This is a genomic window from Gelidibacter sp. (assembly GCF_035515035.1).
Taxonomy (GTDB): domain Bacteria; phylum Bacteroidota; class Bacteroidia; order Flavobacteriales; family Flavobacteriaceae; genus Gelidibacter.
Genome location: NZ_DATJCA010000162.1, coordinates 1 through 17,143 on the forward strand (window position 1 = coordinate 1; position 17,143 = coordinate 17,143).

At 38.2% G+C, this 17,143-nt stretch carries 17 protein-coding genes and 1 pseudogene; 8 read left to right on the forward strand and 10 right to left on the reverse strand.

All coding sequences use genetic code 11. The features are described from left to right. Positions 1-42 precede the first annotated feature (42 nt). Entirely contained in the window at positions 43-2,199 is a 2,157-nt protein-coding gene (locus VLZ86_RS13645; RefSeq protein ID WP_325452272.1) for a M3 family metallopeptidase, read from the reverse strand. A gap of 62 nt (positions 2,200-2,261) precedes the next feature. Next, positions 2,262-2,969, reverse strand: coding sequence for a peptidylprolyl isomerase (locus VLZ86_RS13650; protein ID WP_325452275.1), 708 nt, complete (start codon positions 2,967-2,969; stop codon positions 2,262-2,264). A 6-nt stretch (positions 2,970-2,975) separates the two neighbouring features. Here VLZ86_RS13650 and VLZ86_RS13655 point away from each other — a divergent pair, with 6 nt between their 5' ends. Both VLZ86_RS13655 and VLZ86_RS13660 read left to right on the forward strand, forming a co-directional pair. Then, positions 2,976-3,617, forward strand: coding sequence for a CoA pyrophosphatase (locus VLZ86_RS13655; protein ID WP_325452277.1), 642 nt, complete (start codon positions 2,976-2,978; stop codon positions 3,615-3,617). A gap of 87 nt (positions 3,618-3,704) precedes the next feature. Then, entirely contained in the window at positions 3,705-4,517 is an 813-nt protein-coding gene (locus VLZ86_RS13660) for a lysophospholipid acyltransferase family protein (protein WP_325452278.1), read from the forward strand. Positions 4,518-4,705: 188 nt separating this feature from the next. On the opposite strand, the gene VLZ86_RS13665 is transcribed toward VLZ86_RS13660, so the two are convergent. The 3 genes from VLZ86_RS13665 to VLZ86_RS13675 form a co-directional block, all read right to left on the reverse strand. Further along, the gene (locus VLZ86_RS13665) at positions 4,706-5,347 is read right to left on the reverse strand and encodes a hypothetical protein (protein WP_325452280.1); all 642 of its coding nucleotides are present in this window, start codon (positions 5,345-5,347) and stop codon (positions 4,706-4,708) included. Positions 5,348-5,351: 4 nt separating this feature from the next. Next, entirely contained in the window at positions 5,352-5,846 is a 495-nt protein-coding gene (locus VLZ86_RS13670) for a sigma-70 family RNA polymerase sigma factor (protein ID WP_325452282.1), read from the reverse strand. A gap of 170 nt (positions 5,847-6,016) precedes the next feature. Beyond that, on the reverse strand, positions 6,017-6,685 hold the full coding sequence (locus tag VLZ86_RS13675; RefSeq protein WP_325452284.1) for a lysoplasmalogenase: 669 nt from the start codon (positions 6,683-6,685) through the stop codon (positions 6,017-6,019). Positions 6,686-6,843: 158 nt separating this feature from the next. Here VLZ86_RS13675 and VLZ86_RS13680 point away from each other — a divergent pair, with 158 nt between their 5' ends. Continuing rightward, positions 6,844-8,997, forward strand: a complete 2,154-nt coding sequence (locus tag VLZ86_RS13680) for a TonB-dependent receptor (RefSeq protein WP_325452286.1) — start codon at positions 6,844-6,846, stop codon at positions 8,995-8,997. A 15-nt stretch (positions 8,998-9,012) separates the two neighbouring features. Here the strand turns inward: VLZ86_RS13680 and VLZ86_RS13685 are convergent, their stop codons facing one another. After that, positions 9,013-9,618, reverse strand: coding sequence for a thiamine phosphate synthase (locus VLZ86_RS13685; RefSeq protein WP_325452288.1), 606 nt, complete (start codon positions 9,616-9,618; stop codon positions 9,013-9,015). 238 nt (positions 9,619-9,856) lie between these two features. Between VLZ86_RS13685 and VLZ86_RS13690 the strand changes: the two genes are divergently transcribed. From VLZ86_RS13690 to VLZ86_RS13700, 3 genes are read left to right on the forward strand one after another with little or no spacing between them, the layout of a single operon-like run. Then, entirely contained in the window at positions 9,857-10,174 is a 318-nt protein-coding gene (locus VLZ86_RS13690) for a four-helix bundle copper-binding protein (RefSeq protein WP_325452290.1), read from the forward strand. A gap of 50 nt (positions 10,175-10,224) precedes the next feature. Next, positions 10,225-10,884 carry a DUF421 domain-containing protein gene (locus tag VLZ86_RS13695; protein ID WP_325452292.1) on the forward strand — a complete coding sequence of 220 codons (660 nt, stop codon included), beginning with the start codon at positions 10,225-10,227 and terminating at the stop codon, positions 10,882-10,884. Between the two features lie 14 nt (positions 10,885-10,898). Continuing rightward, a complete protein-coding gene (locus VLZ86_RS13700) occupies positions 10,899-12,422 on the forward strand; it encodes a GH3 family domain-containing protein (protein WP_325452294.1) in 1,524 nt (507 codons plus the stop codon). On the opposite strand, the gene VLZ86_RS13705 is transcribed toward VLZ86_RS13700, so the two are convergent. From VLZ86_RS13705 to VLZ86_RS13715, 3 genes are all read right to left on the reverse strand, one after another. Next, positions 12,409-13,020 carry a hypothetical protein gene (locus VLZ86_RS13705; protein ID WP_325452296.1) on the reverse strand — a complete coding sequence of 204 codons (612 nt, stop codon included), beginning with the start codon at positions 13,018-13,020 and terminating at the stop codon, positions 12,409-12,411. The two genes, VLZ86_RS13700 and VLZ86_RS13705, sit on opposite strands and share 14 nt — an antisense overlap. Before the next feature lie 246 nt (positions 13,021-13,266). Next, the gene (locus VLZ86_RS13710) at positions 13,267-14,538 is read right to left on the reverse strand and encodes a hypothetical protein (protein ID WP_325452298.1); all 1,272 of its coding nucleotides are present in this window, start codon (positions 14,536-14,538) and stop codon (positions 13,267-13,269) included. Positions 14,539-14,604: 66 nt separating this feature from the next. After that, positions 14,605-15,174, reverse strand: coding sequence for a thioredoxin family protein (locus VLZ86_RS13715; protein WP_325452300.1), 570 nt, complete (start codon positions 15,172-15,174; stop codon positions 14,605-14,607). Positions 15,175-15,225: 51 nt separating this feature from the next. Here VLZ86_RS13715 and VLZ86_RS13720 point away from each other — a divergent pair, with 51 nt between their 5' ends. Together VLZ86_RS13720 and VLZ86_RS13725 are read left to right on the forward strand one after the other, a co-directional pair. Next, positions 15,226-15,561 carry a tRNA-binding protein gene (locus tag VLZ86_RS13720; RefSeq protein ID WP_325452302.1) on the forward strand — a complete coding sequence of 112 codons (336 nt, stop codon included), beginning with the start codon at positions 15,226-15,228 and terminating at the stop codon, positions 15,559-15,561. 12 nt (positions 15,562-15,573) lie between these two features. Then, positions 15,574-16,623 (forward strand): 1-acyl-sn-glycerol-3-phosphate acyltransferase, encoded by a 1,050-nt coding sequence (locus VLZ86_RS13725; protein ID WP_325452304.1) that lies wholly within the window; start codon positions 15,574-15,576, stop codon positions 16,621-16,623. A gap of 74 nt (positions 16,624-16,697) precedes the next feature. Here the strand turns inward: VLZ86_RS13725 and VLZ86_RS13730 are convergent. Next, a pseudogene (locus VLZ86_RS13730) lies at positions 16,698-17,143 on the reverse strand (zinc carboxypeptidase); the annotation flags it as partial.

Here is a 17,143-nt window from a genome sequence, read left to right on the forward strand (position 1 = left end):
CGTTAAGAAACGCGGCTTTTAATAGTAGAAGAAATCAGTTAATTAACGCTTCGGAACAGGGAAGCCTCTATCTCTCATCAAAGCTTCGATCTTTGCATCACGACCTCTAAATAAGCGATATGCTTCTGCCGGATCCATTGAGTTTCTTGGTGCAAATAAATACTTCACCAATTTCTCAGAAAGTTCTTTGTCATAAAAACCACCTGGAGCATCCTTGAACGCTTCAGACGCATCAGCCGTCAACACATCTGCCCACATATAGCCGTAATATGCTGTTGCATAGCCTTCACCTGAGAACACGTGTCCAAAGTGTGGCGTTCTATGACGCATTACCAATTCTTTTGGCATCTTCATTTCATTCAAGGTTTCACGCTCAAATTTGGCAATATCAATGTTTTCTGGGTCTGCTAAGTGCAATTTCATATCAATTAAGGCGGATGCCAAATATTCGGTCGTGCCGAAACCTTGATTGAAGGTCGCTGCATTTTTAATTTTTTCAACCAATGCTGCTGGAATAGGCTCGCCAGTTTTGTAATGCACTAAAAATTGGTTGATCACTTCATCGGTTGATAGCCAGCGCTCCAATAACTGCGATTGGAACTCTGTATAATCCCTTACGCCACCGTTTAAGGTTGGATATTTCACATTGGAAGAGAAAAAATGTAAGGCATGTCCAAATTCGTGGAAAAACGTCGTCGCATCATCCCAAGACACTAAAACAGGTTCGCCTGGAGCAGGTTTTACGAAATTGGAGTTGTTTGATGCCAATACAGTTTCTTCACCGTCATAGGTAGTGTGGCTGCGGTAAGTGGTTGCCCAGGCGCCAGAACGTTTTCCTTCACGGGCAAAGGGGTCTAAATACCATAAACCAATATGTTTTCCAGAATCCTTATCGGTCACGTCCCAAACTTTTACATCGTCGTGAAATACAGGTACGCTACCTTCCGGAACTGGTGTAAAGTCATAATTGAACAAACGTCCGGCAGTATAAAATAAGGCTTGAGTCAATTTATCAAGTTGTAAGTATTGTTTCACCTCTTCACTATCCAAATCATACTTCTTTTGGCGAACTTTTTCAGCATAATATCTGTAATCCCAAGGCTCAATAGTAATTTTGTCGCCAATTTCATTAGCTACAACTTGCATATCAGTAACTTCTTCTTTCACTCTGGCAATAGCTGCTGGCCAAACAGCCATCATCAAGTCCATGGCGTTCTCTGGTGTTTTAGCCATTCTGTCCTGTAAGCGCCATTCAGCATAATTATCATACCCCATCAAGCCTACACGCTCTTTGCGGAGCTGTAAGATTTTTGCAATAAGGTCTTTGTTGTCGTATTCGTCACCATTATCGCCACGGGAATAGTAATTGGTCCACACTTGTTTGCGTAATTCACGCTCCGTAGAATAAGTCAAAAACGGATCGATGGACGAGCGGGTGTTGGTGACGACGTATTTTCCATCTTGACCTTTATCTGAAGCAATTTTAGCTGCTGATTTGACAAAAGATTCTGAAAGTCCACCCAATTGATCTTCATTCAAATAGGTTACATAATTTTCTTCATCATGTAAGACGTTGTTTGAAAACTTGGTATAGATCGAAGAGAGCTCTTTGTTGATTTCGGCATAGCGTTTCTTTTTCTCAGCGTCTAAATTGGCGCCATTCATCTCAAAGCTTTTATAGGTCAAATCAACCACGCGCTGTTGATCGGCTTCTAAAGGTGTTGTTTGTGAAGCATCGTAAACGGCTTTAATTCTTTGGAATAATTTCTCGTTTTGGGAAATTTTAGAATTGTAATCGGAAAGCTTAGGCGCCAACTCTGCCTGGAGGTCCCTGAATTCAGGAGATGACATATTGCTACTCAAGATGCCGTAGTAGGTGAAAACTCGAGTCAGGTCTTTTCCCGAGCGTTCCAATTCAACTATGGTATTTTCAAAAGTTGGCGGCTCTGGATTGTTGGCAATTTTTTCAATATCCTTTAAGCCAAGTTCCATGCCTTTTTCGACCGCTTCTTTCACGTCTTTAACGTTCATTTGGTCAAAAGCAGGAACACCATCATAAGGGCCTGTCCATTCTTGTAATAGGATATTGTCAGTTTTAGCCATGTTGGTTTCTTTTTTTTCGTCGTCCTTACAACTTGTAAAGGCAATTAGGACACATAAACTCAGAGTTTTAATGTGTTTCAGGTTGTGTTTTGTCATTGATTTTAGTGTTAAATTTTTAAGAGTTCCAAGATATTGAATTTAAGGCTCAATTTTCTTAATTAATCTATAATTTCTACTTTCCGGATGTAGATGTTCTTTAACGGCCATTCTGAACCATCTGTTTCTTGTGCGGCAATAATATCTACGACATCCATGCCGTCTATGACTCTCCCAAAAACTGTATAATTACCATCCAGATGATGTGCGCCTCCTTGCTTTTGCACAATAAAAAACTGATAGGGAGAGGCCAATTTATAAGGGTTTTCAATTTCACTACTGGGCATGCTGATTACACCTCTGTCGTGCAAATATCCCCGATTGGTATCGGTGGGCAGAAGGTATTGTCCTATTTTTTGACGTTTTTCCGCTATGGAGATATCATCACTATTGCCAGCCTGAATGACAAAGTTGTTGACAATGCGATAAAATTGGGTATTGTCAAAATACTTTTGCTTGGTCAAAAAGATGAAATTGGCACGGTGGAATTTGGTTTCATTAAACAGTAAGATGTCTATGGTTCCAAAATCGGTAGTAATCCTAACTTTGTTTTCTTTATGTTCCTTTTCGTATTCGAGAAAAAAATCCATCGCATTCTTATCAGTGAGTTTTGGAAATTTACGGGTCTCTTTTTCGACTGTGTTGTTTTTGACTTGATTGACTTTGGAAGGCAAGGAATCTACAGGTGAATAACTCTTTTTTTGGCGAGATTGTTTATCTTCACAATTAAGAAAGATGAAAAACACGCCAATGAACATTAAAATTCTCATATCTGAATGAATTTTGATACATTTTTAAAATCTATTTCAAAAATAGAACATATTCCACTTCCAGGTCATGAATCACAGCTGAAAATGTCGCCTAAATACCGTATGGAGTTGATTGAAAAGCAACGTGAGCTCATGAAGTACTCCCGAAAGGCGGGCGTCATGGCCTTGTTTTATCCGGATCTTGATAACATTACAATGCTCATCTTGATTTTGAGAAAAACCTATAAAGGCGTGCATTCTGCCCAGGTAGGGTTTCCGGGAGGGAAGCTGGAGCCTGAAGATCCTTCCTTGGAATATGCTGCACTAAGGGAGACTTTTGAAGAAGTAGGTGTGCCCATAAAGGACATGGAGGTTGTCAGGGCGCTGACCAAGCTTTATATTCCACCCAGTAACTTTACCGTTTATCCATTTATGGGAGTGACACATAAAACGCCTCAGTTTTTGAAACAAGATGATGAAGTTGAGGATTTGATAGAGGTTACATTAGAAGATTTTGTCAATGATGTCAATGTGGGCTCGGAAATGCTCATGACATCGTTGGGAAAGGAGGTGGAGGTGCCCATTTTTAAATTGAATGGCCATACGGTTTGGGGTGCAACAGCCATGATGCTCAATGAAATAAAAGACTTGTTAAAAAAAGTGCTCTAAGCTATGGATTTTACTAAATTTGTTTTCTTAGTTAAGTTGAGGTCACACGCCTCGCAAATACAATTTTCATAACCGTAAATAAAAATAATGGGATTATTTAAAAGAAACCCTTTTGGACATATACTTTTTGTAAAAAAATGGCTCATCCGTATCCTTGGGGCGATGACGCACAGACGTTTTAGAGGCTTTAACGAACTGCAGATCGAAGGTTCTGAAGTCATCAAAAATTTACCGGATACCAATGTTTTGTTCATCTCCAATCATCAAACCTATTTTGCTGATGTGGTGGCCATGTTTCATGTGTTCAATGCGAGTTTGAGTGATCGGGATGACAATATCAAGAACATCGGTTATTTGTGGAATCCAAAACTGAACATTTATTACGTTGCGGCCAAAGAGACGATGAAGGACGGCTGGTTACCAAAGATATTGGCCTATGTAGGTTCAATTAGTATTGAACGCACGTGGAGGGCAGAAGGCAAGGAAGTGAATCGGCAGGTTAAAATGAGCGATATAACGGCTATTTCCAAGGCTTTGGATGATGGATGGGTGATCACCTTCCCCCAAGGTACGACAACTCCGTTCAGGCCCATTAGAAAGGGAACAGCACACATCATTAAACGTTATAAACCAATTGTCGTTCCAATCGTAATTGACGGCTTTAGACGTTCTTTCGATAAAAAAGGACTTCGAGTCAAGAAGAAAAACATCCTTCAATCCATGGAAATTAAAAAGCCACTGGATATTGATTATGACAATGAAACCATTGATCAGATTGTGGAGAAGATTGAATATGCCATTGAGCAACATCCGTCCTTTTTAAAAGTTATTCCGCAGGAAGAAATTATGGCTCAAGAAGCATTGCATAAGCTTAGAAGATGGAGAAAAGTGGAAGAATAATCAGGTGATAAAGATTGAATTTCGACTTTTAGGCCCCTTATCTTCGTGAATGAATTAAATGACGATCGATTGTTTTTGATGTCATTCCACATTCATCACTGTTAAATAAAACCTTGACTTAGCGATCTGTACAATGTTGTATTTAAGGGTATTGCTAAATGCATCTTAAGCTTCTGCTTTAACTTTCGTTACATCTCCAATTTTCTCAATTCCTTATAGTTCCTATTGAGTTTTCTTAGTAACAGCCCGTAAATCAGCCAATAGAAGAATAATAACACACCTGCAAAAACCGCAAGTACACCAGCGACGATCAATATGGTTTTTGCGTAGAACATAAAGATATCACCATTGGCGGCTGCAGCTTGAGTTTTGCGAATCAAGGCTTGGTCTTGATCAAATTCAATATACAATACCGCCACGGTGGAAATGACCATGAAGATTAGGTTGAAAAGCACGTAGTTCTTAACTGTTCGTCGTGTCCTAATGATGTTTTCCATGAGTACCTTAGCGCTGTCCGTTACTGAAATGCGTTTGAAGTTTCTATAAAATAAATAGAAAAAATAAGCCAAGATTACATAACCGATAACGGTCAATGGAATGATCAGGTAGTCAGAGTCCATCTTGTCAAAATGCTGCGCATTCTTGGAGTCTTTCAAAAAGAAGGTGAGACCTGTCCATAGGGCAAACTCCAATAGACTGATGATAAAGATCCATTTGACAATTGAGGATGATCGTTTCAGGATCATTTTATAGATGTCATTGGATGAAACATGAGGGTACTGTGCCTCCTCTTGCTTCCAATGTTTTTTTAATAATTCTAATTCATCCATATAATTACGGATTAAGTATTGTTTTTAGTTTGTTTTTGATCCTGTTCATTTTCACTCGTGCATTGACCTCACTAATCCCTAAGGTTTCACTAATTTCCCGATAATCCTTTTCTTCTAAATAAAGAAATACCAGCGCTTTTTCAATGTCATTCAACTGATGGACGGCTTGATAAAGCAATTTTAATTGCTGTTCTTCAGTGTCGTCGTATTCTTCCGCCCTAATCTTAAATTGAAATGTTTCCAGTTCGTAGGTGTTGACCGTGCGTTTGGATTTTCGATATAAGGTGATGGCGGTATTTAATGCCACGCGATACATCCAAGTGCTAAATTTGGCGTCTCCCCGAAATTTCGGATAGGCCTTCCACAGCTGGATGGTGACCTCTTGGAACAAATCATTATGCGCTTCCCTATGGTTTGTATAAAGCCTACAAACTTTGTGCACAATGTTCTGATGCTCCTCAAGCAACGCAACAAAATTATGTTCTAATTCTTTGTTCAAATCGGTTAGTTAGTTATACTGTTAGTAGAGAAATCATAGTGATTGTTACAGAAATTTGCAGGTATTTTAAAGATATTAATACCTTAATTTTAAATATTCAATCTCCACTTTAGGTATAATGTTATTGTTATCTGATTTTTAATGGATTAATGATTAGCTATAGAGAAAAGCTATCGCTGTTTTAGGAGCCCCATAACGATAAAATATTGAGCCAAAGCATAAGTTAGCATGATGCTGATACTGGAAAACCTTAGGGGTATATAAAATTTATTTAAGGCTAAAATGCTGTCTGAAATCACAAACAATATAGCACCTAAAAACACTAAAATGAAACTTATTTTTGAAACTTTTCCTTGTCTTAAAAATGCGGTTATAACCATTATTAAAATAATAATTATATAAAACAGTACCGGAACCAATAAGTCGCCTAAACTATTTCTGAGGATATAAAAAAGCCCGATCGCATAGATCCCTAAAATTGAAATTAAACCAATGGAATTGATTTTCGTATTCCTATGCCTCCAAAATATCACGATATAAAATACATGTGCCAAGAAAAAGGAAACCAATCCAAACATGAAGAAGTTTGGAGATTGATCGACAAACATCAATAACACATCACCCATTAAAGAAAAGACAAGTGCTGTTAACGTCATGACTTTGGTTTTTGAGGTGAGTTCTTTGCTTTGGAAATTAAAATAAATGATCAAAGCAGTCAGTAAAGACGGTTTTGTAAAGTAGTGCCAGGTTGCAAGGCTTTCAACACTGGCACAGATAAGTTCTGCTAAAAGAAGCAACATAAATAGAATGGTAAATTGTGTTTCAGTTTTAGTAAGCATGGGCTGGATTTTGGACCTAAGATACTAAAATGATGGAACTATTGACTTGAAATATAACAAGTCAGCTCGTCCTTAAATTATGACAGTTCATAACTTAAGAGTTTTCATTGTGTTTGATTCTGCACACATTTGCGGCAACAGTTAATCACACTATTTTTATGAAAGCAAAAGTATTCTTCCTCATCTTTTTTACTACTGTTATCAGCTTTGGTCAAACTACAATTTCAGGGAAAGTGACGGACCTTAAAGGTCTGCCTATACAAGGTGCCAACGTGTATCTGGAAGGAACCTATGACGGAGGAACAACCGATATTTTGGGTCGGTTTTCTTTTAATACAAATGAAATGGGGGTAAAAACTTTGGTGGTTTCCTTTCTCGCCTTTGAAACTTTTAAAAAACTTAATGAAGTGGTAACAATGAGCGATTTGCAGATCAAGCTTCGGGAAGATGTGAACACCTTGGATGCCGTGGTCCTTTCGGCAGGCACGTTTGAAGCAGGTGATAATAGTAAAGTTTCCGTGTTGAGTACTTTAGATGTGGTGACCACAGCGAGTGCCTTGGGCGATTTTGTGGGCGCTTTGCAAACCTTACCGGGCACCACAACGGTGGCGGAAGACGGACGCTTATTTGTTCGTGGAGGAGAAGCTGATGAGACACAAATTTTTATAGATGGGATTAGGGTGTTTACGCCGTACAGTCCAACCACAAATAACACGCCCACTCGCGGACGCTATTCGCCTTTTTTGTTTGATGGGATTACGTTTTCTACTGGTGGCTATTCTGCCGAATATGGGCAGGCACTTTCCAGTGTTCTCTTGCTCAATACCATCGCTGAAGCCGATCAGAATAAAACAGAAATTGGTATCATGACTTTGGGAGGCGGACTTGGCAATACCCAAAAATGGACCAAAAGCTCTTTAAGCGTAAATGCCTCTTATATCAATTTAGCCCCATATATCGCCGTGTTTCCAGATAGAAATGCTTGGGAAAAGCCATTTCAATCGGCTTCAGGAGAGGCGGTATATAGACAGCATTTTGATAAGGGAATGTTGAAAATATACACAGCCTTTGAAACCTCCAACTTTGGATTGATCCAAGAAGACATCAATTATTCCGAAGGGGTCCACTTTAAGCTGAACGAAAATAACCTCTATTTTAATGGGAGTTATCAGGGCATGCTGACTGATGTTTGGTCAGTTTTTGGAGGCATGAGTTATACCCATCGTCAGAAAGATGTTGGTGTTAGGGACAGTGGGATTGACGATACTGAAAACTCCTATCACACCAAATTCAAATTGAAACGTCGATTCAGTAATCGGTTAAAACTGAATTTCGGTGCTGAATATTTTTCCACCCATTTTAACGAGAACTATCAAGATAATTTGATCGCAATAACGCACTATGGATTCACCAATGATATTGCTGCCGCTTTTGCTGAAGCGGATTTCATTTTTTCAAAAAAGTTGGCATTAAAAGCAGGATTAAGGGCAGATTATAGCCAATTGTTCAAAGCGACTGAGATCGCCCCGCGGATGTCCTTGGCTTATAAAACCTCAAAAAGAAGTCAACTATCGTTAGCTTATGGCAATTTTTATCAAAACCCAAATAATGATATCTTAAAATTTGATCAATCACTTCAACCGCAGCACACCGCGCATTTTATTCTCAATTATCAATACAATGTGGAGGGGCGCATGTTTAGAGCTGAGGCGTATTACAAAAATTATAAAGGTTTGATAAAATACGATTCAGAGCTTTTAGATTTTGAGACCAATTTTGATAATTCGGGGCGGGGTTTTGCCAAAGGGATCGACTTGTTTTGGCGTGATAACAAGAACATCAAAAATGTTGATTATTGGGTGAGCTATTCTTTTTTGGATTCTGAACGCGATTATAAAAACTATCCCTATGCCGCCCAACCCAACTTTGTCAATACACACAATTTTTCTGTAGTGAGTAAATATTGGATCGATGCTCTAAAAAGTCAGGTGGGTTTCAGTTATGCATTTGCATCTGGAAGAAACTATACAGATCCTAATTCTGAAGGGTTTTTGAATGCCAAAACAAAACCTTACAATAACTTAAGCCTAAATTGGGCGTATTTGTTGAGCTCGCAAAAAATCCTATATTTTTCTGTGAACAATGTGCTGGGTATTAAAAACATCAACGGCTATCAATATGCAACTACGGCAGATGCGAACGGTAATTTTTCAAGAAGAGCTTTACTACCAGCAGCGGATCAATTTTTTTTTGTTGGATTCTTTTGGACCATAAGTGATAAGGGCACGGATAATCAGTTGGATAATTTGTAACTATGAGCAATCGACTTATGGTTTGATAATGATGGTATCATAAACAGTTTTTAAATCCGTAAAACTTGTCAACGGATCTTTGCTCTGCCAGACAGTTTCCAAAATGGCGATGCCCCTATATCCTAAAGTAAAGACGTCATAAAAAGTTTTTTTATCCAGGTCACCTACGGCAATAATACCTTTATCGACATGGTTGACATCAATCCGATTAACCTCAGAATTTGGCTGTTTTCCTAAGGAAAATAGCGGCCATAAAAAGTGGTAATCAAATTCGAAATCGCTGTCCACCAAATCATTTAATTCATGGAAAGTGGAACTAATGGTTTTTCCGAAAAGTTTCAAATCTTTAAAGTAACGGGTTGGTGTTTCAATATAATTCCGTCGTTGTTGTTCTTCGAAGTGGATTCCCTTTAAATTAAAGTCATTCGTCAATTCGTGAAATTGGTGGATGACAATTCTGTTATGATATTTTGGGTCGATTTCTTTTAAAAGATCGACATATTCCTGACGTGTCCTATCGGGTTTTCTCAAATGATAACATTCTAGACCCGCTATAAAAAGCTGATTTAGAATTTGTATTTCGTTTTCAATATCAAATTTAGGTGATAAAAGTACCATCATAACCTGAAGATGAATTTTAAATCCTCCGCTGAACTTATAGTAATTGTTCTTCCATACATTTTCATAGTTGCAAATATCCTGAAAGATTGCGAGAATAAGAAAGCGAAATTTTTGCACTATTGGTTTTTTAAAAAAAGACGCCTTCAAATCGCTGAATAATTGATTAGGGTTAAAGCTTTTATTAATAGCAATACTTTTCTTTTGATAAAATAAAGATCTTGCATAAAACTCTTTAATTATGAAAACAGCGTATCAAAAATGTATTGAAGCTTGCCAAAAATGTTTGGTGGATTGTCAAAACTGTCTCGTTGAAATGGCGGGAATGAAAAGTATGAATGACTGCCCTAAATGCTGTGTAGAATGTATTGATGCTTGTTTGGTTGCCATAAAAATGATGGCCGCAGACAGTGAACATGCAGCAGAATATTGTAGATTATGTGCAGAGATTTGCGATTGGTGTGCAGAACAATGCGGTCAGCACGATCATGAACACTGTCAGAAATGTGCAGAATCTTGTAGAAAATGTGCCGAAGAATGCCGTAAAATGGCAGCTTAGAAAGTTTTCAAATCGAGATGGAGGATATTTTCGAATGGCCCCGCGTTCTGATGAACGAGTTACCCTTTAGTTTTTTATTGGAAGTTGTTTTTAGGGTGGCGGTAATGTTCTTAGTGCTACTAATTTTATTGCGGTTTGCCGGAAAACGTGGTGTCAAACAATTGTCCATTTTTGAAATGGTCATTATTATCGCTTTAGGATCGGCGGCCGGTGATCCGATGCTCTATGAGAACGTTGGGGTTGTGCCGGGAATCGTAGTGATAATTGTAGTAATCGTTCTTTATCGCATCATTACAATGTTGGCGGTAAAAATTAAGCCTTTGGAACGTTTAATCGAAGGCGAACCAAAACTCATCATTGAAAATGGCGAATTTGTATTAAACATTCTCGATAAGGAAAATTTGGCTGCTGATGAAGTTTTTTCCCAATTGCGCTTAAAATCTGTAGAGCACTTGGGTCAGGTAAAATATGCCTATTTGGAAACCACAGGAGATATAAGTGCTTTTTTTGTAGAAGACGAGCAAGTAGGTTACGGTTTGCCAATACGGCCGGAACTTTTCTATGAGACTTGCAACGAACTTACTTTGGATACCTATTATTCGTGTGCGTCTTGTGGACATTCGGTACATTTACAAACTGCTAATAGCATTTGTGGACGCTGTGGAAAAAAAGAGTGGTTAAAAAGTATCAATACAATTAGAATTTCTTAAAATAAAATCATCTCATGGCCATATTAGGTAATATAATCAAGGGGATCATTGATGTTAAAGATTCCTTTTCCTCAGAAAATAATCCTGTTGAAGAACAGCAAGACGTTTTAAAAAAGTTGTTGACCAAAGCAAAGGATACAGCGTTTGGTAAGCATTATGATTTTGAATCGCTATTGGAATCGGACTCTCCAGCAATTGCTTTTGCAAACAAGGTGCCTTATTTTGATTATAACAAAATCAATGACGAATGGTGGTATCGTTTACAAAACGGGGAAGAAGACGTCACCTGGCCTGGACATCCTAAATATTTTGCCTTAAGTTCTGGTACCACGGGGAAAGAGAGTAAGCGAATTCCTGTAACGGATGAGATGATTGACGCCATTAAAAACACTGGGATACAACAGGTGTTTGCCCTGAGTAATTTTGATTTACCTGCCGATTTTTTTGAAAAGGAAATTATGATGTTGGGTAGCTCCACTGATCTTAAGGAGCACAATGACCATTTGGAAGGTGAAATCAGTGGGATTAGCGCGAGCAAAATTCCGTTTTGGTTTCGGCCATATTATAAGCCAGGTGAGGAGATATCTAAAATAGACGATTGGGATGCACGTGTTCAGCGGATTGCGGAAAATGCAGAAAACTGGGACATTGGGGCTTTAAGCGGGATTCCATCGTGGATTGAGCTCATGCTTCAAAAAGTAATCCAACATCACAATCTCAACCATATCCACGAAATTTGGCCTAATCTTCAAGTGTTTACCTCGGGTGGTGTTGCCTTCGGACCTTATGAAAAAAGTTTCAATGCCTTAATGGGGCAACCCATAACAATTATTGATACCTATTTGGCATCTGAAGGATTTATCGCCTTTCAGTCACGGCCAGAAACTGATGCCATGAAATTGGTTACGGATGAAGGTGTTTATTTTGAATTTGTTCCTTTCAAACCTGAGTACATCAAGGAAGATGGATCTTTGGTTAAGGATGCACCGTCCATCACTTTAAAAGATGTGAAATTAGGCCAAGATTACGTGTTGTTAATGAGTACCGTGAGTGGTGCTTGGCGCTATGAAATTGGCGATACTATACTATTTACAGATGTAGAGCGTGCAGAAATTAAAATCACGGGCCGCACTAAGTTTTTCCTGAATACCGTTGGATCACAATTATCGGTCAATAAAATGGATGATGCCATGAAACACCTTGAAGCCGAGTTTTCGACAAAAATTCCAGAATACACCATATGCGCAAAACGTTGTGAAGATGATGAATTCTATCACTGTTGGTATATTGGTTCAGAAGATGAACTTGATAGGACTCAAATAGAGAAAAGCTTGGACAATTTTCTAAAGGAAGCCAATAAAAATTATAAAGTGGCTAGGAGTAAAGCTTTAAAAGGCGTGAAGGTGACCTTGGTGAAGCCTTCCGTATTTCATGAATGGAGCGGATCCAATAAGAAAAAAGGAGGCCAGGTGAAAATGGAGCGGGTTATGGACGAGGATAAATTTAAAGAATGGGAATCTTTTATTACTGAGCAGTAGCATCGGATTCTGTGCTTCGTTTTTCAATGATGTCCATAATTTCCTCGGGCGATAAATAGTACTTTTTGATGCGCAACTTATAGGCATCGTGTATATCGGCATTGTTTAAAATAAAGTCTTTAGTCTTTAAAATATAATTTTCCATATTGTGACGTATAGCATAGGTATCTGCCGCACGTTCTGCTTCTACAATATGTGAATCGGATAGAAGGTATTTGACCCCAAACCAGATTAAATTGAGTTTACTTCTATTAGCGTAATCCATAACATGTCCCAACTCATGGCCTATCCAACCAATTAATATATCTGATGGAATATGCTTGGTCAGGAATTTCTTGTCAGATATCTTGAACGTTTCACTGATAAGAATCACATATCTTCTGTTCTTTCGTGTTCTGAAAAAGCTTCCAAAGGTTGGTCTGGCCTGCATGGTCGATTTTTTTATGTTCTTTTTAAATCGAAATTCGATAGGGGTGTCTTGCAGGTCCGGATAAAATTCTAAAGCCTTGTTTATTTCTTTTGATATGGATTCAGGAATAATGTGTTGTGCGTTCATTGACGTGCTAACGGTTATGATTAAGAAAATGAGGTATTTCATAATAGAGATCATAAAATACATTTATTTTCAGGAAAAATCATTCCGTTTTAGGTTTATTTAACGAAAATTCATATGGGTTAAATATTGGTTTTTTCAAGTCAACAAAACCTTTGTTATAGCACTGATATATCACTTTAAATGCATTTATTTGTTGATTGATAAAGATTATTTTTTTGCTCCAAAATTGAAAAAGAACGGTTTATTTTAGCCGTTTTTTTTGTTTGAAAACCTTCCTGAATTAACATTTCAATAGCATTCGAAACAATTTAAATAGTGACCATTAAACTTGATGTCTTCTGAACCTTTTAAAGGTGATGTGGGATATGGTTTTTCAACCAAAAGGCGCTGGAATTCCTTGGCGTAGGTTACGAGTTCATTCCTTCTGCTTTTGAGTTTGTTTTCAATTTCCAAACCATTTAAGTCGTAAATCTGCGCTGGCCAATGACGTATCGCATTTTCAATGACCTGGTCCGTTAATAGGTTCTGCAATTGTTTTGCTTCTTCAACAAAAACATCCTTTGTTGTGCCCTTTAAGAAATAAACATCAAAATCTTGGATGAGTCCCGGGAGGTAGTTAATTTCTTTTTGGAAAGGACGCATTTCAGGAGTGATGTTTTTACTGGCAATAATATTAGGCACGATGCCACTGATATTAAAAAATGCATTGTCTCTATCGGCAGGTAGCGGAATGGCAACCTGACTGTTCTCTTCCTCTTTAATGACCCATCCCCATTGTTTGGCATGTCTGTCCCAATCGCCTATAACCAAATCAAATAGTCGCGCCCTGACTAGGGCATGTTCGTCTATTTTAAGTGTATCGCCACGTTTCAATTTTAGTTCTTGTAACTCGTCCGTGTCAATAATAGTACTTACATTTTTGATGGTCGTCCAATTGGTTTTGCTTTCAGTTTCATGTTCGAAAAGAAATAGTTTGTTGCCATAAGCTTCATTGTATTCGTCAAGGGCTTCTTGTTTAGGAATGAAATACACTTTGGGAGATGTGTGTAGGATATGGGCTGCATCGGCCAATAAAGCTACAACTGTTGCGGCATACGGATGTTGGGCGGAAATCCCATCTATTATGATATTTTCTAAACCCAATGTTTTTGCAAATTCAGGGATCAAAGGTGCAGGTGTTTTGTTGATGCTTCTCAGCGCATATTTATTTCCAATGCTATCCTGGAGCTTTAAGGATTTCGTTTGATTGCCTCCGCCTTCTTTCACGATGGTTAGGCCACCTAAAAGGGTATCTAAAAAAACAACTGGTACTTTTATTGGAGTGGCCCACGCATCGCGATAATGCTCTCCTTGCATCATCTTTTTCAAATCGTTGGCCTCATATAAAGTACTTGCTGAAATGGTCAGCGAATCATAATCCTTGAAATTGATAGAATTGACATTGTCAAGGTTGACGATGGTGGAGGTCTCATAGCTTTTAGGTGTGCTATTTAAGGACCAATACAATAGAATGATAAAAAGAACAAGTACGGCGCCAATAGTTATGAAGATTTTTTTCATAGTTCTGTTTTATTGCGTTTGAAGTATCAGTTTGATTTGTTAGCGACAAAGTAATAAGGTATGGGTTTATTTTCGATTTTCAGGCCGCCATTTTATGTTGCAACCTATACTAGGTTTTTGATCCTGTGAGATCGGTTGATTTTCCAGAAGCGCATCCAGAGCGTTTGAGATATCCTCTCCCGTTACGGGAATGTCATTGCCAGGTCTTGAACCGTCAAGTTGACCTCTGTATACCAATTCCAAATGAGCGTCAAAAACGTAAAAATCGGGGGTGCAAGCAGCGTTATAGGCTTTGGCTACCTCTTGGGTTTGATCGTATAAATAAGGAAAGATATAGCCTTGGTCAATAGCTGTTTTTTTCATGAATTCGGGTCCATCCTGTGGGTATTTTTCAATGTCATTACTTGAAATGGCTACAAAATCGATGCCCCTGGATTTATATTCTTTTGCTAATTGTACCAATTTTGAATTCACATGGATTACAAATGGACAATGGTTACAAATAAACATGATGACAGTTCCTTTGAGACCTTTACAATCATCCAAAGTGAGCTTTTCATCACTCACGGTATCCATCAATTCAAAAAAGGGTGCCTTGGTTCCTAAAGGCAACATATTGGAAGGGGTTTGGGCCATGATTTTATCTTTTATCTTGTAAATTCGTCTAAGTTTAACTACATTTTGAGCATGGAAAAGATAGTAACTTTTGAGGAGTTCACCAAAGTTGATTTGCGCATAGGAACTATTGTTGAGGTCAACGATTTTCCCGAGGCAAGAAATCCTGCCTATCAACTGGTTATTGATTTTGGTGTCCTGGGAATTAAGAAATCTTCCGCACAAATTACCTCCCTCTATTCTAAGCGGGATTTGTTGAACAGGCAAGTCGTGGCGGTCATAAATTTCCCGAAGAAGCAAATTGCAAAATTCATGAGTGAATGCTTAGTTGTTGGGGCCGTAAAAGAGGGCGACGTGTTTTTATTGCGACCAGAAATTCGTGTGATAAATGGATCAACTGTAGCATAAACCATTGAACAATTGAAAAATAATACCGGATTGAAATTACTATGGTTGCACAGTATGAGAAGTTATATCCGTTTGGCTCTGTTTTTCTATTATAAGAAAATCGAGATTAATTATAAAGAGTCTCTTCTTCCAAATCAACCTACACTCTTTCTGGGAAACCATCAAAACGGCTTGATGGATCCGCTGCTAATTGCCACCAAAAAAGGACAATTTTCTTATTTTTTGACCAGAGCCAGTGTTTTTCAGAAACCTTGGGTGAGCAAATTTCTGCAAAGTCTATTAATGTTACCTGTTTACCGTATTAGGGACGGGTGGGACAGTTTGTCGAATAATAAAGCCATTTTTAAGACCTGTTCGCAATTGCTTCATGAAAATAATGCCATTGTACTTTTCCCCGAAGGGAACCATAATATAAAACGCCAAGTGCGGACCTTGAGTAAAGGTTTCACCCGCATTATTGCAGAGACTTTAAATGACCATCCAGATATTGAAATCAATTTAGTGCCCGTGGGTTTTAATTATAGACGGCCGGAGGAATTTGGGGATCATGTGCTGTTAAATTTTGGAACGCCCTTATCATCAAAGAACTACACAACACTACCATCCAATGCTACAGTTTTAAAATTGAAACAAGATGTGTATGATGCTTTAACAACAGTCACAACCCACATTGACGGCGAGGATTACGACTTAAAATTGCAAAAGTTAGAGGATCTAAATGTGGATTTTCTTGATCCAGCAGCCGTTAACAGGTGTGTCACAACCCATTTTAAAGACTGTAAAACTCAATCCAAACGAAAGCACAACCCCATAAAGGCGATTGCCAAAATAGGATTGTGCATTTCTTTATTTCTGCCTTATGCCATATGGAAACTTATTCTGGTACCGAAAATTAAGGAGCCTGAATTTACGTCTACATTCCGTTTTGCAGTAGTCATAAGTTTAGTGCCGTTTTTTATGATGGTCATGGCAGCGATTTTATGGCTTAACTTTGGAATTCCTTATGCGCTTATATACTTGGTGGCTGTGCTCATTTTGGATTTGATAGCGGTTAAATTATAACTCTGCAATTTCAATGAAATTCCTTCAGTTTTTCTAAACCTTTTGTCCAAAACCGAGTTGCTCATCAGTTACAATTATAATTCGTCTCTAAAAAATATAGCATTCATCATTAATTTGTTGGTTCCAAACCAGAACGCCCTAAAATTGGTGTTGTCAGTAAATGCAACTACTTTGCCTCGTTTCATACGCTGCATTTGGTAAGGCACGGTCAATGCCAAACTATCTAAGTTTGGTTTGGAGACATAACCACTCAACAATGGATTTTTAGTGTATTGAATAGGGTTGTTATAGCTTTGTTTGTCTGGGTTGACAAATAAAGTTGAATTTCTGAACACGGGAAGTGTTTCATTTTTATATCCAAAATTAATAGGATGGGAACGGTCCAATTTCACTTCAAATATGGCTCCGCCAATTACTTGCGCGCCACTATAATCCGATCGCTGTTCAAAAGTTATATTTTTGGCCACACGTTCTGATTTTTTGAAATCGAGTTTCATGAATTTGTTGGTTCCAAACCAGA